Here is a 23,046-nt window from a genome sequence, read left to right on the forward strand (position 1 = left end):
GCGACGGCGCGTAACGCTCGGGGAAAACACCGATTAGTCAACGACTTGGCGCGCACTAGACGCAGCGGCCGCCATCGACTTCGATGCAGGTGCCGGTGATGAACGCCGCTTCGTCCGAGGCGAGATAGAGGCACGCGTTGGCCACGTCCTGCGGCGTGGAAAACCGTCCGAGCGGGATGGTCGCGATAAAGCGTTGGCGGTTCTCGGGCGTGTCGGGCACGCCCATGAATTCGGCAGTCAGGCCCGTGTCGCCGATCACGGGGTTCACACAGTTCACGCGAATCTGGTCGGGGCCCAGTTCGGCGGCAAGCGCCTTGCTGGCGACGATCATCGCGCCCTTGCTGCCGTTGTACCAGACGAGGCCCGGCCGCGGCCGGATGCCCGCAGTCGACGCGATGTTGACGAACGCGCCGCCGCCGCGCTCGCGAAAATGCGGCACGAACGCGCGCACGCTCCAGTAGAGGCCCTTCACGTTGACGGCGTAGACGCGGTCGAACTCCGCTTCGCTCACTTCGAGCACGGGCTTGTTGCGATGCGTGGTGCCCGCGTTGTTGACGACGATCTGCACGCTGCCGAAGTCTTCGATGGCGGCTTCGCGCAGCGCGTGCCAGTCGGCTTCGCGCGTGATGTCGCCTTGCACCGCGATGGCCCGTCCGCCCGCGAGCGCGATCTCGCTCGCCACGCGCTCTGCTGCATCGCCGTTCAGATCGTTGATGACGACGTTCGCACCTTCGCGCGCATAGGTCTTGGCTATCCCTTCGCCGAAGCCCGAACCGGCGCCCGTCACGACAGCCGTCTTGCCTTTGAGTCGCATGGTGTCTCCGTTTGTATGGTGCTTGCTTGACTGCGTAAGGGTTCAGCCGTGCCGGATCGCGATTGTTTTCAGCACCGTGAAGCCATAGAGCGCCTCGAAGCCTTTTTCGCGCCCATGCCCCGAATGCCGGGTGCCGCCGAACGGCAATTCGACGCCGCCGCCCGCGCCGTAGTTGTTGACGAACACCTGGCCCGCGCGCACGCGCCGGGCAAGACGCATCTGGCGCGCGCCGTCGCGCGTCCAGATGCCGGCGACGAGGCCATAAAGCGTGCCGTTGGCGAGCGCGAGCGCTTCCTCCTCGCTCTCGAAAGGCATGGCCGCGAGCACCGGCCCGAACACTTCTTCCTGCGCAAGACGGCTTTGCGGCGGCACGTCGCGCAGCAGGGTCGGGACTTCGTAGAAGCCGCCGCTCGGTGCATCCGCTTCGAGCCTGCCGCTCGCCGCCGTGGCGATACGGCAAGCGGTGGCTTCGTCGAGAAAGCCGCGCACGCGCTGGCGCTGCTTCTCGTTGATGAGCGGGCCGCAGTCGAGGTCGGCGCTGGCGGGGCCCACGCGCAGTTTGCCGAACGACGCAGCGAGCCGGTCGATGAGCGGCTCGTACGCACTACGCTCGATCAGCACGCGGCTGCCCGCGGAACAGGTCTGCCCCGCGTTCTGCACGATCGCGGCCACGAGCACGGGGAGCGCCGCGTCGAGATCGGCATCGGCGAAGACGATTTGCGGCGATTTGCCGCCCAGTTCCAGCGTGACGGGCACGTGGTGCTCGGCGGCCATCTGCGCGACGAGCTTGCCCGTTTGCGGCGAACCGGTGAACGAGATGTGGTCGACGCCGGGGTGCGAGGAGAGCGCCGCGCCCGCCTCATGCCCCAGGCCCGTGACGATGTTGAGCGCCCCGGCGGGCAGGCCCGCTTCGCGCGCCAGTTCGGCCACGCGCAAGAGCGACACGCAGGCGTCCTCGGCGGGCTTCACCACGCACGCGTTGCCGGTGGCGAGCGCCGCGCCCACGCTGCGCCCGAAGATCTGCATCGGGTAGTTCCAGGGCACGATGTGGCCCGTCACGCCGTGCGGCTCGCGCACCGTGAGCACCGTGTAGCCGCTCTGGTAGGGAAGGGTTTCGCCGTGCAGCTTGTCGGCGGCGCCGGCGTAGAACTCGAAATAGCGCGCGAGCGCGGCGGCGTCGGCGCGCGCCTGCTTGAGCGGCTTGCCCGTGTCGCGCGCTTCGAGCTGCGCGAGTTCCTCCTTGTGCTGGAGGACAAGGCCCGAAAGCGCGAACAGCAGTCGCCCGCGCTCGGTGGCGCTCAATGCGCCCCATGCGCCCTCGAAGGCTTTGCGTGCGGCCGTGACGGCGTCGTTGATGTCGGTGGCATTGCCGCGCGCGAGCTGCGCGAACGGCTGGCCGGTGGAGGGATCGATCGCGGCGAGCGTTTCGCCGCTGGCGCTCGCTTGCCATTCGCCGCCAATGAAGTGCTTCGCTTCTTCCATGCATGCGCCTCGTAAATGGGGGTGAAACGAGGGAGGGGAAACGCAAAACGGGAAACGTCGCCGGGGCGTGCCTCGAATTGCCCGATGGCGGGCCGCGCCGGCGGATTCATTATCGCGCCAATTGCAGGCCCTACGCGCAGGAATTCAGCAGGCACTTCATCTGCGTGCGGGAAAGCCCTGGGCCGAAGCGCCGGCCGTCCTGGCCCGCCCTGGCCGATTGGCTATAATGGCGTCCATCCTCCAACGTCCGTTCGCGCGGGTTTTGCGCGCGAACCGTCGCTTTTTCCCTTCTCAACAGAGAGCGCTCATGAGCTTTGCAAATGTCCCCGCCGGCAAGGATCTGCCGCAAGACTTCAACGTGATCATCGAGATTCCCGCGCAAAGCGATCCGGTGAAATACGAAGCCGACAAGGACCTGGGCCTGCTCGTCGTCGACCGTTTCGTCGGCACGGGCATGCGCTATCCCGTGAACTACGGCTTCATTCCGCAGACGCTCTCGGGCGACGGCGACCCGGTCGACGTGCTCGTGATCACGCCGTTCCCGCTGCTGGCAGGCTCCGTCGTGCGCTCGCGCGCGCTCGGCATGCTGCAGATGACCGACGAGTCGGGCGTCGACGCGAAGCTGATCGCGGTCCCGCACGACAAGGTCTGCCCGATGACGGCCAACCTCAAGTCGCTCGACGACGTGCCCGAGTACCTGAAGGACCAGATCAAGCACTTCTTCGAGAACTACAAGTCGCTCGAAAAGGGCAAGTGGGTCAAGGTCGAAGGCTGGGTCGGCATCGAAGCCGCCCACAAGGAAATCACCGACGGCGTGGCGAACTTCAAGAAGTAATTCGCACGCTTTTGGGTTGATCGAAAGACCGCACGCGCCGACAGGCTGTGCGGTTTTTTCATGGGCGCTCGACTAGCCCACCTCGGCGACGTCGCGCAGTTCCGGCCCGCGCAGGATGTCGAGCCGTGCGGGCCTGCCCACGCCGTAGCCCTGCGCGTAGTCCACGCCCATCGCGATCATCCAGTCCACGATGGCGGCGTCCTCCACGCACTCGGCGATCGTAAGCTTCCCCGCTGCGTGCGCGACCTGGTTGATCGAACGCACGATGGCCTGGTCCAGCGGACTGTCGATGATGCCGCGGATAAAGCTGCCGTCGATCTTCAGATAGTCGACGTGCAGATGTTTGAGGTAGTTGAACGACGACATGCCCGCGCCGAAGTCGTCGAGCGCGAAACGGCAGCCCTGCGCGCGCAGGCGCTCGATGAGCTTGATCGCATCGTCCATGTTCGTGATCGCGGCGGTTTCGGTGATCTCGAAGCACACGCGCTCGAACGGGATGGACCAGACGCGCTGCTGCGCCTCGATATAGTCGGCGAGCTGCTCGTCGCCGAGCGAGGCGCCCGAGAGGTTGATCGACCAGGTGCCGTAATCGTGCGTGCCTTCGGCGATCATCGCGAACGCGCTCGCGATCACCCAGCGGTCGATAGCCGGCATGAGGTCGAAGCGCTCCGCCGCACCGATAAAGGCCGACGGCTCCACGAGTGCGCCCGAGGCGGTCTGCATGCGCAGCAGCAGTTCGACGTGCGTGTCGTCGGCCGACGATGCCTGCGCGAGCGAGAGAATCTTCTGGCCGAACAGGCAGAACTGGCCGTTTTCGAGCGCGGCCTTGATGTCGGAGACCCATGCCATCTGGGCGTGGGTTTGCGAGAGTTCTTCGTCGTCATAGCGAAAGCGGTGCACGCGGTTGCGGCCTTTCTTCTTCGCCATGTAGCACGCCACGTCCGCGGCCTTCATCACTTCCTTTACGGAAACGAGGCCTGCCGCCTCGCTGACCAGTCCGATGCTCACGCTCGTCTGCACGATGCGCCCGGCGCCCGTGAAGCGGATCGCGGCAATGCCCGCGCGCAGGTTCTCCGCGAGCAGCGACGCGTGCGCGGCCGTGCAGTGCGGCAGCACGACGCCGAATTCGTCGCCGCCCAGGCGCGCAATGATGTCTTCGCCGCGCAGCTCGCTTTTGAGCACGCGGCAGACCTGGCGGATCAGTTCGTCGCCGGTCGAGTGGCCGCACGTGTCGTTGACGACCTTGAATTGGTCGAGGTCGAGAAACATGACCGCGTGGCCGTGTCCTGGCTGTCCTGACTGCCCCGGCTGTGCATTGCCACCGTCGTCGAGCAGCGCGGCGAGCCGCCGCTCGAATTCGCGGCGGTTGTAGATGTCGGTGAGCTCGTCGTGGGTCGCCTGGTAGGCGAGGCGGGCCGCGTGTTCGCGCAGTGCGCTCACGTCGTAGAGCACGATCACCGTGCCGATCACCCGGCGCTGCACGTCGCGCAGCTTCGACACCGAGTAATCGACCGCGAGGCGCGAGCCGTTCGGACGCGTCACGTGAAGCGTCACGCCGCCTGTGTCGTCCGTCGCAGCCGTCGCTCGTGAATTGATCAGGATATCGAATCGTTGTGGTTCGTGCGCGTCGTTGCGCAGATCGCAGATCGCGTCGAACGGCTGCGAGAGCATATCGGCGGCCGCGCGGCCGAGCATGCGTTCGGCCACGGCGTTGCAGTAGGTCACGCGCGCGTTCTCGTCGGTGCGGATCACCGCTTCGCCGATCGAGGCCAGCGTGACCTCCGCCAGTTCGCGTTCGGTATAGGCCTTCGCTTCGGCCGTCCTGAGTTCGGTGATATCGAACAGGCAGCCGACCATGCGCACGGCGCGCCCGCGCGCGTCGCGCACTGCCTGGCCGCGTGCGCGGCACCAGCAGTAAGTGCCCGCGAGCGTGCGCAGACGAAATTCCACATCGAATGGCGTTGCGCGCGCGAGGTGTTGGCGCAACGCGTGGCGCACGAGCGTGAGGTCGTCGGGATGGACGAGCTGAGTGAGGCCGGTATCGCTTTCGAAGCGCGTGCCCACGTCATAGCCGAGCTGCTCATACAGCCAGTTCGAGAAGTAGCATTGGCGGCTGCCGACCTCCCAGTCCCAGAGCCCGGCGTTGATGCCTTCGAAGCCTAGTGTGAGGCGCTCCTCGTTCTTGCGAACTTCGGCTTCGAGGCGGTCGCTGCGCGCGAGCGCACGGCGGATGAATTGCGAGAACACGCCGAGCAGCCCGATGGCGGAGGCGGCGAGCGCGAGTGTCAGGAGCGAGCGCGTGGCGCGTGCCGCGTCGTCGAGCGAGCGGGAGAAGCCGCTTTCGATGGGCGCGAGCTGGCTGTCGATCTCGCGCAGTTCGCGCACGAGGTTGGCGGACTCCGGCGCGTGCAGCCGGCCCGACTGCACGAGTGCGTGCAGGCGCTCGCCTGTATCGGCGAGACGCAAGATAAAGTGGTCGCCGATATCCCAGAACGCCACCGCCGGGCGCATCCACGGCGTGTTCTTGAGCGTGCGGTAGCCCCAGGTCATGCCGTCCATATCGTCGGGCGCGATCCGGCCCAGCTCGAAGCCGCGCCGGATTGCCGCGGTGTCCGGTTGCGCGCGGTTCATCTCCAGCTTGGCCGCCCGGTCGCCGAGCGGCACGGCAATGCCGGAGAGGAACGTGCGGTAGTCCGTTTCGTCGCCGGTGCGCGCATAGCGCTCCAGGGCGTGAACGGCGTCCTTCTGTCCCTTCGACCAGCTGCTTTCTCCTGCCACATAGGCAAGCAGGATCGACATGATCGAGAGACTGGCCGCGGCGATCACCGCCATGACGGCCGCGAGCAGCCATAGCGGCAGCAGGACCGCGGTCGTGCGCCGCAATCCGTGCCAACCGGGGGCAAGCCGGCTCGTCTCCGCCTTAATAGGTCTCTGCATGCCTCACCGGCCCCGTCCGAGGTGAAATGAGCGCGCACGCCGGGGGCTAAGACCGGCGTCTTGTGCGCAATAACGGCGGAGGCTGCGGGCGGCTTTAGGCTTTACGCGGGGTGTTCGATGAAAAGAGCAAACGCCCGTTTGGCAAGACGTTTGCTCGGTTTGCTCATTCTGATGCTTCGGTGTCCGGGGACGTATCCGGAGGCGGGGGTGGCGGCGGCAGGACCGATTCGAGCGTGCGCGCGCCGGCCGCGAGCGCGCGCTTTTCGCGCGGGGTGAGGCGTTTGACCCAGTATTCGGCGCTCGATGCGCGCGCACGGTCGGCGAACTCGAACTGCGCGAGCACCTGCACCGGCTTGCGCGAGCGCGTGTAGCGCGCGCCCGTGCCGCTTGCGTGCTGCGAGAAGCGGGCTGCGACGTCGATGGCAATGCCCGTGTAGACGCTGCCGTCGGCGCATTCGAGCATGTAGAGGAACCACGGCATAGTTCTGGAAGCGATGATCGTATTAGGCGAGGGCGTTTCAGGACACGCTGCGCGCGAGCTTTTCGCACGCATCAGGCGCATCAGGCGCATCAAGCACGAAAAGGATTGCGCTCATTGAGCTCGTGCATATAGGCGTGAATATGGTTGGTCTCGTTTTCGAGAAAGCGCGCAACGGCGTCCGAGAACGCAGGGTGGGCGAGCCAGTGCGCCGAGCGCGTGGCGGTGGGCAGGAAACCGCGCGCCATCTTGTGCTCGCCTTGCGCGCCGCCTTCGAACACGTCGAGCTTTTCCTCGATGCAGAATTCGAGCGGCTGATAGTACGCGGTCTCGAAGTGCAGGCACGGCACGTGTTCGAGCGCGCCCCAGTAGCGGCCATAGAGCGTGCCGCCCTGGCCATTCTCGCCGCGCTGCCAGACCACGAGCGAACTCGCGATCGGCTTGCCTTCGCGCTCGGCGATCACGAGCAGCAGATTCTCCGGCATCGTCTCGCCGATCGTGCGGAAGAAGTCGAGATTCAGATACGGCGACGAAAAATGCTCGCGATACGTCTGCCGGTAGCAGCGGCTAAAAAAGCGCCACTCGGCGTCGCTGATGTCCTCGCCGCGCACGCGCCGCATCGTTACGCCCGCTTCGCGCACCTTGCGGCGTTCCGCGCGAATGTTCTTGCGCTTCTTCTGCTCGAGCGTCGAGAGGAAGTCCTCGAAGTCGCGATAGCCGTCGTTGAGCCAGTGAAACTGCACGCCTTCACGCTGCATCATGCCGAGGTCGGTCAGCGCCTCGGCGTCTTCGGTGGTCGGGAAGAGCACGTGCAGCGACGAGACGTCGGCCTGCTCGGCGAACGCGAGCAGCGTGGCGGCCAGGTGGCGGCGCGCGGTCGCGTCGGCGGCGAGCAGGCGTGTGCCCTGCACCGGCGTGAACGGCACGGCGCACAGGAGCTTTGGGTAGTACTCGAGGCCGTTGCGCTTGTAGGCGTCGGCCCAGGCCCAGTCGAACACGTATTCCCCGTACGAGTGGCCCTTCAGGTACACCGGCGCGGCGGCGGCGAGGCGCCCCGTGCGTGTGTCGGTGAGCGTGACGAACTGCGCGGCCCAGCCCTCGTCCGGCGTGGTGCAGCGCGTGGCGTCGAGCGCAGCGAGGAATTCGTGGCGCAAAAAAGGCGTAGGCTGCGCCTGGCGTGCGAGCAGCGCGTTCCATTCGGCGGCGTCGACCTCGGACGGTGAGCCGAGGATGCCCGTGCGATAATCGAAATGTTCCTGTTTCAACTTGCGTGCCCGTTGGCGTGGGAAGCGGCGTGGGCGTTTCAACAGCGCCTGCCGCGGCAAACGGTCATGGTAAAGCAAACGTCCCGAGCGGGTGAGGACCGCCGCGCCGCTTGCAGCGGCGGCAGCCGCGCGGGGACATCGAGCGGCATCACGCGGCACCAAGCGGCACCAAGCGGCATCAAGCAGCCCGAACGTCAGAGCGCGCGCTTTCGTGCGCAGCGCGCCCGCCTCAAGGTTATCGAAATGAAAGAGCGCTTCTTCAATCTCTATACGCACGGCTTTGCGCGCGTGGCCGTGGGCGTGCCCCGCTGCCGTGTGGCCGACCCTGCGTTCAACGCCACCGAGACGCTCGCGCTCGCGCGCGAGGCTGCTGCGAAGGGCGCGGCGCTCGTCGCGTTCCCCGAGCTGGGCCTCTCGGCCTATACCTGCGACGACCTGTTCCATCAGCAAGCGTTACTCGACGCCTGTGAGCGCGCGCTCGCGCAGATCGTGGAAGCCTCGGCCACGCTGCCGCTCGTCATGATCGTCGGGCTGCCGGTGCGCGCGGGCCATTCACTCTTCAACTGCGCGGCTGTCGTGGCGGGCGGACGTGTGGCAGGCGTCGTGCCGAAAAGCTTCCTGCCGAACTATGGCGAGTTCTACGAGCCGCGCCAGTTCAGTCCCGCCGATGTCGCTTGCACCGACACCGTGCGCCTCGCCGGCGCGGACGTGCCGTTCGGTGCGTCGCTGCTGTTCGAAGTTCCACAGGTCGCGGGTCTGCGCTTTCACGTGGAGATTTGCGAGGACGTCTGGGTGCCGATTCCGCCGTCGTCGTTCGCGGCGCTCGCGGGCGCTTCGGTGCTCGTGAATCTTTCGGCGTCGAATGTCGTGGTGGGCAAGGCGGGCTACCGGCAGCAGCTGGTGTCGCAACAGTCGGCGCGCTGTCTCGCGGCGTATCTGTACACCTCGGCGGGCAAGGGCGAATCGACCACCGACATGGCCTGGGACGGTCACGCGCTCGTGTGCGAAAACGGCGAACTGCTCGCGCAATCGGAGCGTTTCCCGGACGACTCGCACCTCATCTTCGCCGACATCGATCTCGCGCGCTTGCAGCAGGAGCGCGTCCGCCAGACCACGTTCGGCGATTCGATTCGCCGCCACGCCGATGAAGTCGCGAAGTTTCGCGTGATTGCATGCGAGCTGGCGGGCGAGGGCGCCTGGGCGCGCGAAACGCTCGCGCTGGCGCGCCGCGTGGAGCGCTTCCCCTACGTGCCGGCCGATCCGAAGCGCCGCGACGAGCGCTGCAACGAGGTCTACAACATCCAGGTGCAGGCGCTCGTGCAGCGGCTTTCGCAGGCGGGCATCAAGAAAGTGGTGATCGGCGTGTCGGGCGGGCTCGACTCCACGCATGCGCTGCTCGTGTGCGCGAAGGCGATGGACCGCCTCGGGCTGCCGCGCGCGAACATCCTCGCGTACACCATGCCCGGGTTCGCCACGAGCGAGCGCACGCTGCGCCAGGCACGCGAACTGATGGCGCTCGTGGGTTGTACGGCGCGTGAAATCGACATTCGCCAGAGCTGCATGCAGATGCTCGAAGACCTGGGTCATCCGTATTCGGAAGGCAAGGAAACCTACGACATCACCTTCGAAAACGTGCAGGCCGGCGAGCGCACGAATCACCTGTTCCGCCTTGCCAACTTCAATCACGCGATCGTGATCGGCACGGGCGATCTCTCCGAGCTTGCGCTCGGCTGGTGCACGTACGGCGTGGGCGATCACATGTCGCACTACAACGTGAACGCGAGCGTGCCGAAGACGCTCATCACGCATCTCGTACGCTGGGTGGCCGAAACCGGCCAGATTGGCCAGAACGGCGAGAGCGGCCGCGACGTGCTCGAAGCGATTCTCGCCACCGACATTAGCCCCGAGCTGATTCCGGGCAAGTCCGATGGCGCGCCCGAGCAGAAAACCGAGAGCACGATCGGCCCGTACGAGCTTCAGGACTTCAACCTCTACTACACGCTGCGCTTCGGCTTCGCGCCTTCGAAGGTGGCGTTCCTCGCGCGCCACGCGTGGGGCGACCGGGAAGCCGGGGCGTGGCCCGAGAACGCGAAAGTCGTGCGCAACCAGTACGATCTTGCGGCGATCAAGCGCAATCTGCGCATATTCCTCGACCGCTTCTTCCGCCAGAGCCAGTTCAAGCGCACCTGTGTTCCGAATTCGCCGAAGGTCGGCTCGGGCGGCTCGCTGTCGCCGCGCGGCGACTGGCGCGCGCCGAGCGATTCGGAGTCGGTGGTGTGGCTCGCCGACCTGGAACAGGTACCCGATGAAGCGAGTGGGGCGAGCGCGGGCAAGCCCTCGGCTTGAGCCCCGGCCGCACAGCGTAGAATCCCGATAGGTTCTGAAATTTCCGACTGATCCGATAACGAGACGAGGTTCGCCATGAAACGCATTACTGCCGTGATCAAACCGTTCAAGCTCGACGAAGTGCGCGAGGCACTCGCCGAAGTGGGCCTCACGGGCCTGACCGTCACCGAGGTCAAGGGCTTCGGCCGCCAGAAGGGCCATACGGAGCTTTACCGCGGCGCCGAATACGTGGTCGACTTCCTGCCGAAGGTGAAGATCGAGGTGGTCGTCGCGAACGATCAGGCCGACCAGGTGATCGACGCGATCATCGGCGCGGCGCGCACGGGCAAGATCGGCGACGGCAAGATCTTCGTGACCGACGTGGAGCGCGTGATCCGCATCCGCACGGGCGAGGAGAACGAAGCGGCGGTGTGAGGCCGTCCGCTTTGCGGCCCCGAAGTACACGAAGCACCGGATGCACCAATAGAAAAGGGGACGGCGCCGCTTTCGCGGCCCGTCCCCAGCATAAAAAACGGTGCGATACCCTTTCGGACATCGCACCGATACGCGCCTCTCGCAGCAGCGTGAAAACGTCGATGTAGCTGTTCTGTCTACACTCGCTTCAAATTAGAACGAGTGCTGGATACCTGCGTACACGCCAACCTGGCTGTGGCCCGGCAGCGGGTTGCCGGTTGCGGCAGCCGTACCGAAGTTGTTGGCGTTCAGGCCGAAGTTGGCCGTCTTGCTGTTCTGCACCGTGCCTGCCTGAATGTCGAGCAGCGTGCGCTTGGACAGGTTGTACGAACCACCAACCGTGTACAGCGTGGCGTTGCCGCCGCCGTTGTTCGCATTGACGTGGTAGACCGCTGCGATCAGCGCTGCAGCCGGCGTCATTTGCCACGTCACACCGCCCCATTCGTGGTCAAGCGTGGTCGGCTGACCGATGATGCCCGGGTTCATGCCCGACGAACGGATGGCTTCGTAGCCGCCCTGAATCTTGAATGCGCCAAGGAACACGTTGAACATGGCCATGTAGTCGCGCGAGTACGCGAACACGCCGTTGCCCGTGGCCTGGGTGCCGACCGGAGTCGTATTGCCGCCGTTGAGCGCGTTGTAGACGCCGCCGAGCTGACCGTTGTTCGGATTGCGGATTTCGTCATACAGACCGCGGACCTGGAACAGCGAGCTCGTGTAGGTGAGCTGCAGGCCAGCTTCACGACCTTGCGACGTCGAGCCGTTGCCGTTCCAGTTCGTTGCGTTCGAGAACGCGTACTGGCCGTACACGTCGAAGCCCATCCAGTTCGGCGACTGGTACGAAATGTTGTTGCTCGATTGCGGCCAGTTGCGGCCACGGACCATCGAAGCCGACGACCAGTTCGACTGACCGAACGGGTCGAAGTCCCAAATGCCGTTGGAGATGAACAGCATGCGGCCAGCCAGCAGCGTACCGAACTGGTCGTTCGCTACACCGATAGTTGCCCAGCGATTCCAGAGCGAGCCGGCCGAGCCGAGCGAGCCGTTAGCCGTGCTGAAGCTGCCTTCCAGGTGGAACAGAACCTTGTTGCCGCCACCGATGTCTTCAACGCCCTTCATGCCCCACAGGCTGGTGCCCCAGTAGCCGCTTTCGAGCTGAACCTGGCTGGAGCCGTGGGTAGCCGAGCCGATGCTGCCGGGAGTGGTGCTGACGCCGGCACCGATGCCGTTCATGTACGCGATACCCATGTCGAGACGGCCATACAGCGTGACGCTGCTTTGTGCATGCGCGACCACGCCAGCCGACATCAATGCTGCGGCGAGCAAAGCTTTCTTCATCTTCTCCTCCATACCCTGTCAAAGAGTCAACCTTAGTACTGCGAAAGACGTCCGTGCGCTTGGCGGCGCTGCGAACAGAAATCGTCGCGTGAGGGAGAATTACCCTGAGGACCGGCGTACGGGCTGGTGCCGCTGCATGACCCGGGCTGGGTCGTCTTGCAGGTCCCCTGGTTGACTGGCATCTCCCGTTCTTTTTGAAGTGAAACTACTTTTAATGAACTTTGTTTTGCTACTTTGGTTACTAATTTAGCAAAAAAGGTCCGCGCTGGCGAACTAATTCGTGCTCGCACCCCGTGGTGTCGTCAAATTGCAATATGGCCTTCCTGGATGGTGGTCAGAGGGATACTACAAATAGATCGAAAGCCTTACGGGATAAGGGACTCACGTCAATTTATTGGCTAAGTTCAGGATTGCCACTATTGACGAGCGATTTCACAAGGAGTAATGCGAAAAACGCCGTTTTTGACGTCAAAGCGGCGGCTTTTCGAGGGTAAAAGACGAAAAAAGAAAAGGCGCTGTAAGCGCCTTGTAAAACTACTTTTACTACATCGCCGAAAGGCGGCGACCCTGAAGGTCGTCTTACTTGAGGCTGCCTGAAAGGAACTGGCGCAGGCGCTCGCTCTTCGGATTGGCGAATACCTCGGACGGCTGGCCTTCCTCTTCCACGAGTCCCTTGTGCAGGAACATGACGTGGTTCGAAACGTTGCGCGCGAAACCCATTTCGTGCGTGACCACGATCATCGTACGGCCTTCCTCGGCGAGCTTCTGCATGACCTTGAGCACTTCGCCCACGAGTTCGGGGTCGAGCGCCGAGGTCGGCTCGTCGAACAGCATGACGTCGGGGTGCATGGCGAGCGCGCGGGCGATCGCCACGCGTTGCTGCTGACCGCCCGAGAGGTGCGAGGGGTATTGCTTCTCCACGCGCGGCGCGAGACCGACCTTCTCCAGATAGGTGCGCGCGCGATCTTCGGCTTCCTTGCGCGACAGACCCAGCACGTGCACCGGCGCCTCGATCACGTTTTCGAGCACCGACATGTGCGACCACAGGTTGAAGTGCTGGAACACCATCGCGAGCTTGGTGCGCACGCGCTGGAGCTGCTTCGCGTCGGTGGGGTGCAGCGCGCCCGTGCGCTTGTCGGCGCGCGTGGCGACTTCCTCGCCGTCCACCACGATGCGCCCGGCGTTGGGCTGCTCGAGGAAGTTGACGCAGCGCAGCATCGTGCTCTTGCCCGATCCGGACGAGCCGATCACGCTGATCACGTCGCCTGCATTGGCTTTCAGGGACACGCCCTTGAGGACTTCGTTGTCGCCGTACTTCTTGTGGATGGAGTCGACGAACAGCTTCTGCTTCTGGGAATTCATCAAATAGCCTCTAGCGAGCTCACTTGCCTTGCGGTCGCAGGTACGCGAGCCAGCGGCGCTCGGCGCGGCGGAACAGCCACACGAGCGTGAAAGAAATGATCAGGTACAGCAGGGCGGCGATGCCGAACGCGCCGAACGACTGGTACGTCGCCGAGTTCACGTCGCGCGCGATCTTCAGGATGTCGGGCACGGTGGCCGTGAAGGCCACGGTCGTTGCGTGCAGCATCAGGATGACTTCGTTGCTGTAGTAGGGCAGTGCGCGACGCAGCGCCGAAGGCAGGATCACGCGGCGGTACAACGTGAACTGCGACATGCCGTAGGCGCGCGCGGCTTCGATCTCGCCGTAGGGCGTGGCCTTGATCGCGCCCGCGAAGATTTCCGTGGTGTACGCACAGGTGTTGAGCGTGAACGCGAGCAGCGTGCAGTTCATGCCGCTTCTGAAGAACGCGCTCGTGAGCTCGTGATTGCGCACGATCTCGAGGCTGTAAAGGCCCGTGTAGCACAGCAGCAGCTGCACGTAGAGCGGCGTGCCGCGGAAGATATACGTGTAAAGCCACACGAGCCCGGCGAGCCACTTCTTCTTCGATACGCGGGCCACGGCGAGCGGCACCGAGAGGCAGAAGCCGAGCCCGATCGAGATGACGAGCAGCCACAGCGTGATGACCACGCCGCTGAAATGGTAGCCGTCGGAGAAGAGGTAGTTGCGCCAGTACTGCTGGATCAGTTGGACGAAGTCTTGCATGGTCTTGGCCTCGTGCGATTCAGAGATCCGCCTTGCGCACACCGGTGGAGTAGCGCTTGTCGAGATACATCAGCACGAAGTTGGAGACCGTGGTGATGACGAGATAGATCGCGCCGGCGAGCAGCGTGAAGAAGAAGAAGCGCAGCGTGCCCTTGCCGGCGTCCTGGCTGGCCTTCACGACATCGGCGAGACCGATGATCGAGACGAGCGCCGTGGACTTCACGAGCACCTGCCAGTTGTTGCCGATACCGGGCAGCGCGAAGCGCATCATCTGCGGGAACATGATGCGCGTGAACACCTGCCAGTTCGTCATGCCGTAGGCGTGGCCCGCTTCGAGCATGCCGCGCGGCACCGCGATGAACGCGCCGCGGAAGGTCTCGGTGAAGTACGCGCCGTAGATGAAGCCGAGCACGACCACGCCCGCGAGGAACGGGTCGATGTCGATCTGATCCCAGCCGAGCATGTCGGTCAGGTTGTTCAGCCAGATCTGGATGCTGTAGAACAGCAGCAGCATCAGCACGAGATCGGGCACGCCGCGAATGAGCGTGGTGTAGAGCGTGCCCGCGCCGTTCGCGACGCGGTTTTTGGAGAGCTTGGCCGCCGCGCCGATCAGCCCGAGCACGAACGAGAGCGCGAGCGACAGCACGGCGAGCTTGACGGTCTGCCAGGTGCCGGCGAGGATCAGCGGGCCGTAGCCTTGAAGAAACATGGGCAAGTCCTTGACGGTGCGTTTCTCACACCGCGAAAGGCGCGGCGTTTGTGTGCCGCGGTTCAAATCCGTTCATGGCCGCGCGGTGTTTTGCGCGGTGTTGCGTACGCGTGCGTGGCCGATGCAATTGCGCTCGCGAGCGCGCCTGTGACTGCGCCTGTGACTGTATACGAAGCCCGGTGGCGGTCTATCGGGGAGCCCCCGGGGCTTTAAGCGTCCTGGCGCGCGGCGCGAGCGGTAATGTCTCGTTGTTTATTTACCTGCGTGTGCTTTCCCGTTCACTTGCCTTTGTAGATATCGAAGTCGAAGTACTGCTTCGCGATCTTGTCGAACGTGCCGTCGGCATGAATCGCGGCCAGCGCCGTGTTGAACTTCGCCTTCAGGTCGGCGTCGTCCTTGCGCAGGCCGATCGCCGTGCCGTCGCCAATCGTCGCCGGGTCTTCCACTTCCGGGCCCGCCCACGCGAAACCCTTGCCGCGCGGCGTTTTCAGGAAACCGAAATCGGCCTGGACTTCGTCTTGCAGCGTCGCGTCGAGGCGGCCGGCGATCAGATCCTGGTAGACCTGATCCTGATTCTGGTACGAGATCACATTCACGCCCTGCGGCGCCCAGTGCGCCTTCGCGTACGCTTCCTGGGTCGAGCCCTGCTCGACGCCCACGTTCTTGCCCTTGAGCGAGGCAGGCGTCGGCAGCAGCGGCGAGCCCTTGCGCGCGAGCATGCGTGCGGGCGCATCGAACATCTTCGCGGAGTAGTCGATCTGCTGGGCACGCTGCGGCGTCACGGTCAGCGACGACACGATCGCGTCGAACTTGCGGGCCTTGAGCGCCGGGATGATGCCGTCGAGGTCGTTCTCGACCCACACGCACTTCACGTTCATGCGCGCGCACAGGGCTTTCGTGAGGTCGACATCGAAGCCGACGATCTGCCCGTTCGGCGCTCTGGACTCGAACGGCGCATAGCTGGCGTCCACGCCGATGCGCACGGTTTTCCACTCTTTGGCGGCGGCGCTGCCCGCGATCAGGGCCAGCGCCACGCACACTGCAAACTTCTTCATCATTCTCCTGTCGAGCCGCAGCGAGTGCGTGAACACTGACTGCGGTCCCATGCACAGCTGATACGGGCGGCGCGGCGCGGTAAGGGGCGCGCGGCCGAAGCGGGGCGGCTAAGGCTCGTGACCGTTGGCCGCCATTCTAGGCGATCAAAAATGCGGGTCGGAAAGCGCGGACGCACTCCGGCCCCGGCGGCCGCGCGCGTTGGCGCGGCGGCGGTGCCGCCCCGGGCTGTCCGCCCCGGGCCATCGGGCTCGCGCTGGCCGAAAAGCGCGGTATTTTACCCGAAGCCGGAGGGTGTGCCAGTCTGACGGAGGGCAACGCTGGCAGCGCAGCCCATTGATGTCGCTGGCGAAACGATGCGGTGCGCCGCTGCGGATTGTGCAGGCGGGCCGCCGCCCTTACCTTTGGACATCGACATGATTGACCGGAGATTGCCATGCTGACCATCCGACGCGCCGACGAACGCGGCCACGCCAACCACGGCTGGCTCGATTCGTACCATAGCTTTTCGTTTGCAGACTATTTCGACGAAGCGCATATGCACTACGGTGCGCTGCGGGTGCTCAACGACGACCGCATCGCGGGCGGCCAGGGCTTCGGAGCCCACGGCCACCGCGATATGGAGATCGTGACCTACGTGCTTTCCGGCGCGCTCGCGCACCGCGACAGCATGGGCAACGGCTCGACCATCCGCCCCGGCGACGTGCAGCGCATGAGCGCCGGCACGGGCGTGATGCACAGCGAGTTCAACGGTTCGAAGGAAGAGGAAGCGCACCTGCTGCAGATCTGGCTGCTGCCGCGCGAGCGCGGTGGGGCGCCCGGCTATGAGGAAAAGCGCTTCGACGACGCCGGCAAACGCGGGCGGCTGCGCCTTATCGCTTCCCCCGACGGGCGGGACGGCTCGGTGACGGTGCGCTCGGATGCCTCGATCTATGCGGGGCTCGTGGACGGCGAGGAGCGCGTCGAGTATGCGGTGCCCGCGGGGCGGCGCGTTTATCTGCATGTTGCGCGCGGCGCGCTCGATGTGAACGGCCAGCGCCTTGAAGCGGGCGACGCCGCGATGATCGAAGCCGAGGCGGGTGTCGCGCTCGCAAACGGCGCAGCGGCCGAAGTGCTGGTGTTCGATCTCGCCTGAGCGTTGACCGGCAGGGGCGGGCAAACTGGCATATGCGTAAGCGGGCAAATAAGTAAGCGGGAAAAACGCTCGCGCCAAAAAAAAGCGCCGCGGGATGCGAGTCCCGCGGCGCTTTGTCGCACGTTTGCGCATTGGCGCGCCGCCCCCGGGCGGCGCGTGCGCGAGCCGGTTACTGCGGTGCGGCCGGTGCCGAAGCGCCGCCCTTGTGGTGCTGCTCCCAGCGCTGGCGCATCTGGTCGTGGCGCTGTTCCATCTTCGCGAAGCGTTCCTTGATCGCCGTGCTCACGGTCGTCTTCTGCTGGTCGTTCAAGCCGTTATAGAAGGCGAGCCACGCTTGCGTGGTTTGTTCGCGCAGTTGCTGGTTCTGCTGCTCGATCTGCTCGTGCGCCGCGTGCATGGCGTTCAGGTCGAGAATCGGCTGGTTCTTCATCGAATCGAACTGTTGCTTCATCTGTTCATGATTCTTGCGCATGGCCTGGCCGTTCTGCTTCATCGTGTCGAGCGCGGCCTGCCATTGCTTTTCCTGCGCGGCGTTCAGATTCAGCTTGTCGTGCAACTTCTTGAAGCCGAGCATGAAGTCGCCGTGCATGCCGGGACCGTGCTGCATCATGCCGGGACCGCCCGGGGGCGGCGGCATCTGGGCGTTGGCGGCGGTGGCGCCCAGGGTGAGCGCGAGCGAGGCAGCGGCGATAGCGAGAAGGCGCGAAGTCGTCTTGTACATGGTGATGCTCCTGACAAATCCTGAGGGTTTTATCCGGTCTGGCGCGGCGCTTATCGGAAGTGGTGGCGCTCGCAACCGGTGTCCCTAGCGTATCGACCCCGCAGGTGGCGCGTGTTACGCGGCAAGCCGCCGAGATTACGCGACATTACACGCGCCTTTCGCGGTAACACCTCGTAACCCAGGTGGAAGAGCTGTAAGCAAACGGCCCGCGCGCGCGCGTTACACTTCATCCCATGGCTACTCAAATCCTTGTCGTCGACGACGACCTCGAACTACGCGACCTCCTGCGCGACTATCTGGCGCGCCAGGGCATGGAAGTCTCGGTGCTGCACGACGCCGGCTCGCTCGAGCGGCGGCTCGAGCGCGAGCGCCCCGATCTGATCGTGCTCGACCTGATGATGCCGGGCGTGGACGGCCTGACCGCGCTGCGCAAGCTGCGCGCGGCCGGCGACGACATCCCCGTCATCATGCTCACGGCGCGCGCGGACGACGTGGACCGCATCGTCGGCCTCGAACTCGGTGCGGACGACTACCTCGGCAAGCCGTTCAATCCGCGCGAGCTGCTCGCGCGCGTGCAGGCGGTGCTGCGCCGCCGCCGTACGGTGCCTTCGGCCGCGGCGCCCGAGCAGCGCGAGCCGTACGCGTTCGGCCGCTTCACGCTCGACTTCCAGTCGCGCACGCTGCAGCAGGAAGGCAAGCCCATCATGCTGTCGGGCAGCGAGTTCGCGCTTCTGAAGATTTTCGTGAACCACCCCATGCGCACGCTCACGCGCGAGCGCCTGCTCGAGCTGCTGCACGGTCCCGAGTACGACGGCACGGACCGCGGCATCGACGTTCAGGTGTGGCGTCTGCGGCGCATTCTCGAAAGCGATCCGTCCACGCCGCGCTTCATCCAGACGGTGCGCGGCCGCGGCTACGTGTTCGTTCCCGACGGAGAGCAGGGCAACCATGCGCCGGCCGGTTGATTCGCTGTTCGGGCGCCTCGCGGTCATCTTCATCGGCGTTCTGCTGGTGTCGCACGTCGCGTGGTTCACGCTCATGCGCGTCGAACACAATCAAATGCAAACGCGCTACGCCGTCGAGGAGGCCACCTTCCTCGTCGACGCGGTGCGCCAGCACGTCGAGCGCGAGCCCGACCAGCCGCTGCCTTCGCGCGTGCAGCTCGTCGACCCGGCAAGCCCGGCTGTGCCGCCACAGACCGATCGGATGCCCGATCCGCTGCGCCGTTTCATCGACGACGTGCGCGAACGCATGCCGCCCGGCACCGACGTGCGCCTCGGGTCGCCGGGCGGGCCGCCCACGCTCTGGGTGCGCGGACCGCAGGACGCCCGCTGGATCGTCTTGCCGGGCCAGCCGTTGCGCGTCATGCGGCCGCTCGACAAGTTTCTGCCGTGGGTCGTCACCATTTTCGCCACCGCCGTGATCGCCGCGCTCGTGGCTGCGTGGATGCTGCAAAAGCCTTTGAGCGCGCTCGCGCAGGCCGTGGGCCGCTTTGGCCGGGGCGAGCCGGTGCCGCCCGTGCCCGAGCGCGGGCCGCGCGAGTTGCGCCAGCTCACGCTCGGCTTTAACCAGATGGTCAAGGAAGTCGAGCGTACGGAAAAAGACCGCGCCGTCATGCTGGCGGGCGTGGCTCACGATCTCAAGACGCCGCTTGCGCGGCTGCGCCTGCGCGCCGAAATGATGGACGAGCAAAAGGTGCGCGACGGCGTCGTGCGCGACGTGGAGTCGATGGCGCACATCGTCGACCAGTTCCTCGTGTTCGCGCACGACGGCGCCGATCGCAGCGAGCCCGTCGAGGTCGACGATCAGTGCGAGCGCATTGTGCGCAACCACCGCACGGCGAACGGCGAAACGATTGCGATCGAAACGCGCCTGCGCGCCGGTCCTGAGTTTCGTCTGCCCGCGGCCACGCTCGAGCGTGTGGTCTCGAACCTGCTCGACAACGCCCATGCGTATGGCGCACCGCCCGTCGTGATCGAAAGCGAGCGCGGGGCAACGGGTTTTTCGCTCACCGTGCGCGACCACGGCAAGGGCATCCCCGACCAGGATCTCACACAGGCGAGCCGGCCGTTCGTGCGGCTCGACCCGGCGCGCGGCGGCAACGGCCACAGCGGTCTGGGACTGGCGATCGTCGAGCGCCTCGTGCGCCGCGCGGGTGGCGAGCTCTCGATCGGCAACGGCGAAAGCGGCGGCCTTGCGGTGCGCATGACGTTTGCGTTCGACGTGGTGGAGCGCACCGTAACCGAAGCGGCGCAGATCTGGTAATTCGCGGTTGATTGGCTGGCGCAAGCCCGCACCGCTCAGGTGGGGCATCGCCGGATGCGCTTGACGCGGGGTCAGGCTGGGTTTGCCTGCGTTTTACGTGGTACGGACCTGACGATCCGTGCGAAGGCGCCGCCTCAGCGACGCCGGGTAATACCGGATGAACCCAGACGCACCCGCTCAGGCCGTGAAAAGCGTGTCGAGCGCGGCGGCGGCGTCGTTGTCCACCGTGTTATAGGTCACGGTGTCCGCTTCGAAGATGTAGTGCGTGGTGTACTTGCCGAGGCGGGCAAGAATTTCTTCCTGAATCAACTCGGGCGTGGTGTCGAGTTTCAGATACCACGCGGTCGATGACAGGCGCGTCTGGAATGCGCCGTACTCGACCATCAACTGGTCGAACGCGAGCGCATCCTGATCGCGGCAGACAATGACCAGATTTCCCTTCATGCATGCCTCCAGATTTGTGCGGAACACCGAAGTGGCGCGGTTTGACTCATGCGCGCCGAACAAACTGGCGCGCACCGTTTAACCGATGATACCGCGCCTCGCCGGTTGAGCCGGGCGAGTCCCGCAGACTGATACGGGCTTGTTTCGTGCGGGTTGTCGCGCCAGTTCGTTGCGCGCTCACCAGGTTGGCGCTGCGGCGCGCGGCGGCACGACGCCCTCGGCCGTCATGGCCTCGCAGCGGTCGCGCCCGGCTGCCTTTGCCATGTAGAGCGCAAGGTCGGCGCGGCTCATCAGACGTTCTGGTTGATCCTGCGTGGCGGCAAGCTCGGTCACGCCGATGCTCACGCTCACGCTCGCTTCCTCGGGCAGGTCCACGCAAATGCGCTTGCCGACCTGCTGGCGCAGGCGGTCGAGCACGGCTTGACCCGTGGCGAGCGAGGTTGCGGGCAACAGGATGCCGAACTCTTCGCCGCCAAGACGCCCGACGGCGTCGTCGGCGCGCAGTTCCGCGCGGCAGGTTTCCACGAAATGCTGGAGCGCGCGGTCGCCGGCCGGATGGCCGAAGCGGTCGTTGATCTGCTTGAAGTAGTCGAGGTCGGCAATCGCCATGCACAGCGGCGTACCCGCGGCATAGGACGCGTCGATCTCGCGGCGCAGCAGGTCGAGGAAGTAGCGCCGCGAGAGCGCGCCGGTCAGCGCGTCGTGGCGCGCCTCGGCGGCGAGCAGTGCGTTCGCGGCCTGCAGTTGCCCGGCGAGATCGCGGCTTGCGTGGTGCAAGCGCCGCTCGCGCACCCACGAGACCGAGATCACCGCCGCGAGCGCTGCCGTGCCCGCGAGCGTGAGGAAAATGAGGAGCCGGTCGCGCTGGTGGTTCGCGATCAGATCGGACCACGCATTGACCGGATCCACGAGATGCGCCGAGAGCCCGGAGTTCAGGCCGCCGCGGTGTTCATAGAGGGCAGGCGAGCGTTGGCCCGGCCATTCGATCATTTGCGCGGCGTCCGCGCGCGGCGTCCACGGCGCCTCGCGCAACGCCGTTTTCGAGGCCGAGCGCAGTTCGAGCGGCGCAAAATGCTCGCGCAAATAGGTGTTCACGCGGTCCACCGCGTTCATTTCCGCGACGTGCGAGCCCGGCAGGGCGTGTCCTTCGAGTGCGCTGTCGTGGGCCATGATGATGACGCCGTTGTTGTCCGCGACGAAGGTGCCTGGGTGCGTGACCCAGTGGCGCAAGCGCGCGATGCTGACCTTCGCGACCACGGCGCCGACCAGCAGGCCGTCGTCGTAGACGGGCGCGGCGACGAAGATGCCGGGTTCGCCGCTTGCCGTGCCCACGCCGTAGGCTTCGGAGAACGCGCCGAGCAGCGTTTCGTTCAGATACGCGCGTGGCCGCATATCCACGCCGACGTAGGAGATTTTCTCGAGCGCGTTGCTCGAGGCGATGCAGATGCCGTTGGCGTTGACGAGCCAGATCGCATCGAGCCCGGAGAAGCCCTGGGCGTCGTGCAGGAAGCGGTCGACGCCGGTGAGCGCCGGCACGCTTTGCAGGTCCTTGCGCCGCGCCAGTTCCGTCGAATCGCTTGACGCGGCATAATGCGCGGCCTCGGTGAGCGCCTGCTGGACGACGCGGGTTTCGGCCATCGTCGCGGGAATGGCGCGCGACATGGCGAGGTCGCTTGCGATCACTTCGGCCATGTTGTCCACAACCGAGCGCATCATCTGGCGCTGCGCGGTGAGCGCTGCTTCGAACTCCTGGCGGACCATGCGGTCCGCGAGCCAGTCGGCTGCCGCCCAGCAGACGAGCGCGACCACCACGACCCCGAGGGGCCCGGCTGCCTGGCGCAAGAGTCTCCTGTTCATCGGCCTTCTGGTTCGTGAGTGGTATTGAGGCGTGGTATCGGTGCCCCCGGGCATCGAAGCGCCATTGACGGAGCCCGTCGATTTTACCCCTCGAATGGGGCCCGCGAACCCGCTCTCGAAGCGGCGGTGCGGTGTTGAGAGGCGGCGCGCGAGGGCGCGGGGACGTGCGCAGATCGCAAACATGCAAGCCGCATGCCGCCAGTACGGCCCTACGTGGCGTTGAGCGGCGGTGAGCGGGCTGGAGGAGGAGTCAGCGCGGTCAGCGAGGCTTCGCGCGCGGGGTTCGCGCTCGGGCTAACGTGTGGCGCGCAAGCGACGCCTACTGGCGCTGGCGGCCTCGAAGTGGCAGGAGCGACGACACGCTATGTCATCAAGGCGTCATCGATGCGTCATCACGATGACGTCCAGAAGCCGCGTGCGCTTCCGTTCTGGAAGCTGGCCAGAAGGCCTGCGAAAGCGCCGCGAAAGCCCGCGTGGTCTGGCTTTCGCGGGGTGCCTGGCGCGGTTGTGAGTGTCATGAAGGTTGTAGTAGTGTCGTGCCGTTTCAGTCGAGGCAAGCCCAGTCGCGAGCCGCCAGCCGCTCCAGCAACGACGGCGTGGGCGGTGCGTACCATCGCGGCATCGTCGCCGTGTCATCAACGCCAACGAAATTCTGTGTCCATGCGCCTTGCCCTTGTCGATCCGCCATCCCTGTTGCAAGTGCCACGCTACTCTGGCGGCACGGACGCCCTGTCGTCCGCTTTCCTGAAACCCGGCGCGGAGGGCGTCTGAATGGAGTTCAGCTTCAACCTGAACCGCACGGCCAACGCC

19 protein-coding genes are annotated in these 23,046 nt (G+C 65.5%); 6 read left to right on the top strand and 13 right to left on the bottom strand.

Going from position 1 to position 23,046, the window contains the following annotated elements; genetic code table 11:
- Positions 1-55: 55 nt before the first annotated feature.
- Positions 56-814 carry an SDR family oxidoreductase gene (locus tag U5A52_RS23895; protein WP_321912696.1) on the bottom strand — a complete coding sequence of 253 codons (759 nt, stop codon included), beginning with the start codon at positions 812-814 and terminating at the stop codon, positions 56-58.
- Between the two features lie 42 nt (positions 815-856).
- Complete coding sequence (locus U5A52_RS23900) at positions 857-2,296, bottom strand: aldehyde dehydrogenase family protein (protein WP_321936482.1); 1,440 nt, start codon at positions 2,294-2,296, stop codon at positions 857-859.
- A gap of 307 nt (positions 2,297-2,603) precedes the next feature.
- Here U5A52_RS23900 and ppa point away from each other — a divergent pair, with 307 nt between their 5' ends.
- Complete coding sequence (ppa, locus tag U5A52_RS23905; protein ID WP_116611852.1) at positions 2,604-3,131, top strand: inorganic diphosphatase; 528 nt, start codon at positions 2,604-2,606, stop codon at positions 3,129-3,131.
- A gap of 72 nt (positions 3,132-3,203) precedes the next feature.
- On the opposite strand, the gene U5A52_RS23910 is transcribed toward ppa, so the two are convergent.
- From U5A52_RS23910 to U5A52_RS23920, 3 genes are all read right to left on the bottom strand, one after another.
- Positions 3,204-6,068 (bottom strand): EAL domain-containing protein, encoded by a 2,865-nt coding sequence (locus U5A52_RS23910; protein ID WP_321936483.1) that lies wholly within the window; start codon positions 6,066-6,068, stop codon positions 3,204-3,206.
- 163 nt (positions 6,069-6,231) lie between these two features.
- Positions 6,232-6,549: a GIY-YIG nuclease family protein gene (locus tag U5A52_RS23915; RefSeq protein WP_321936484.1), complete on the bottom strand. Its 318-nt coding sequence runs from the start codon at positions 6,547-6,549 to the stop codon at positions 6,232-6,234.
- Positions 6,550-6,638: 89 nt separating this feature from the next.
- Positions 6,639-7,811 (bottom strand): GNAT family N-acetyltransferase, encoded by a 1,173-nt coding sequence (locus U5A52_RS23920; RefSeq protein WP_321912686.1) that lies wholly within the window; start codon positions 7,809-7,811, stop codon positions 6,639-6,641.
- Positions 7,812-8,054: 243 nt separating this feature from the next.
- Here U5A52_RS23920 and U5A52_RS23925 point away from each other — a divergent pair, with 243 nt between their 5' ends.
- Both U5A52_RS23925 and U5A52_RS23930 read left to right on the top strand, forming a co-directional pair.
- The gene (locus tag U5A52_RS23925; protein WP_321912989.1) at positions 8,055-10,157 is read left to right on the top strand and encodes an NAD(+) synthase; all 2,103 of its coding nucleotides are present in this window, start codon (positions 8,055-8,057) and stop codon (positions 10,155-10,157) included.
- A gap of 75 nt (positions 10,158-10,232) precedes the next feature.
- On the top strand, positions 10,233-10,571 hold the full coding sequence (locus tag U5A52_RS23930; RefSeq protein WP_027795598.1) for a P-II family nitrogen regulator: 339 nt from the start codon (positions 10,233-10,235) through the stop codon (positions 10,569-10,571).
- A gap of 192 nt (positions 10,572-10,763) precedes the next feature.
- Here U5A52_RS23930 and U5A52_RS23935 read toward each other — a convergent pair whose 3' ends face one another.
- The 5 genes from U5A52_RS23935 to U5A52_RS23955 all read right to left on the bottom strand — a co-directional run bounded on the left by U5A52_RS23935 (position 10,764) and on the right by U5A52_RS23955 (position 15,816).
- Entirely contained in the window at positions 10,764-11,948 is a 1,185-nt protein-coding gene (locus tag U5A52_RS23935; RefSeq protein ID WP_321912682.1) for a porin, read from the bottom strand.
- A 579-nt stretch (positions 11,949-12,527) separates the two neighbouring features.
- Complete coding sequence (locus tag U5A52_RS23940; protein ID WP_321936485.1) at positions 12,528-13,310, bottom strand: ABC transporter ATP-binding protein; 783 nt, start codon at positions 13,308-13,310, stop codon at positions 12,528-12,530.
- Positions 13,311-13,329: 19 nt separating this feature from the next.
- Positions 13,330-14,052 carry an ABC transporter permease gene (locus U5A52_RS23945; protein ID WP_158757272.1) on the bottom strand — a complete coding sequence of 241 codons (723 nt, stop codon included), beginning with the start codon at positions 14,050-14,052 and terminating at the stop codon, positions 13,330-13,332.
- A gap of 19 nt (positions 14,053-14,071) precedes the next feature.
- Complete coding sequence (locus tag U5A52_RS23950) at positions 14,072-14,761, bottom strand: histidine ABC transporter permease HisQ (protein ID WP_321912676.1); 690 nt, start codon at positions 14,759-14,761, stop codon at positions 14,072-14,074.
- 278 nt (positions 14,762-15,039) lie between these two features.
- Complete coding sequence (locus U5A52_RS23955; RefSeq protein WP_321936486.1) at positions 15,040-15,816, bottom strand: ABC transporter substrate-binding protein; 777 nt, start codon at positions 15,814-15,816, stop codon at positions 15,040-15,042.
- A 434-nt stretch (positions 15,817-16,250) separates the two neighbouring features.
- On the opposite strand from U5A52_RS23955, the gene U5A52_RS23960 reads away from it, so the two are divergent.
- The gene (locus U5A52_RS23960) at positions 16,251-16,949 is read left to right on the top strand and encodes a pirin family protein (protein ID WP_321912672.1); all 699 of its coding nucleotides are present in this window, start codon (positions 16,251-16,253) and stop codon (positions 16,947-16,949) included.
- Between the two features lie 169 nt (positions 16,950-17,118).
- On the opposite strand, the gene U5A52_RS23965 is transcribed toward U5A52_RS23960, so the two are convergent.
- Positions 17,119-17,670, bottom strand: a complete 552-nt coding sequence (locus tag U5A52_RS23965; protein ID WP_321912670.1) for a Spy/CpxP family protein refolding chaperone — start codon at positions 17,668-17,670, stop codon at positions 17,119-17,121.
- 233 nt (positions 17,671-17,903) lie between these two features.
- On the opposite strand from U5A52_RS23965, the gene U5A52_RS23970 reads away from it, so the two are divergent.
- Both U5A52_RS23970 and U5A52_RS23975 read left to right on the top strand, forming a co-directional pair.
- Entirely contained in the window at positions 17,904-18,635 is a 732-nt protein-coding gene (locus U5A52_RS23970) for a response regulator (protein ID WP_028207713.1), read from the top strand.
- Positions 18,619-19,935, top strand: a complete 1,317-nt coding sequence (locus tag U5A52_RS23975; RefSeq protein WP_321936487.1) for an ATP-binding protein — start codon at positions 18,619-18,621, stop codon at positions 19,933-19,935. The genes U5A52_RS23970 and U5A52_RS23975 overlap by 17 nt, the downstream gene beginning before the upstream one ends.
- Before the next feature lie 177 nt (positions 19,936-20,112).
- On the opposite strand, the gene U5A52_RS23980 is transcribed toward U5A52_RS23975, so the two are convergent.
- Both U5A52_RS23980 and U5A52_RS23985 read right to left on the bottom strand, forming a co-directional pair.
- On the bottom strand, positions 20,113-20,379 hold the full coding sequence (locus tag U5A52_RS23980) for a hypothetical protein (RefSeq protein ID WP_158757279.1): 267 nt from the start codon (positions 20,377-20,379) through the stop codon (positions 20,113-20,115).
- A gap of 177 nt (positions 20,380-20,556) precedes the next feature.
- Entirely contained in the window at positions 20,557-22,236 is a 1,680-nt protein-coding gene (locus U5A52_RS23985) for a diguanylate cyclase (protein WP_321912664.1), read from the bottom strand.
- Positions 22,237-23,046: the final 810 nt, after the last annotated feature.

It is taken from the genome of Paraburkholderia sp. J8-2 (assembly GCF_905220195.1).
GTDB lineage: Bacteria > Pseudomonadota > Gammaproteobacteria > Burkholderiales > Burkholderiaceae > Paraburkholderia.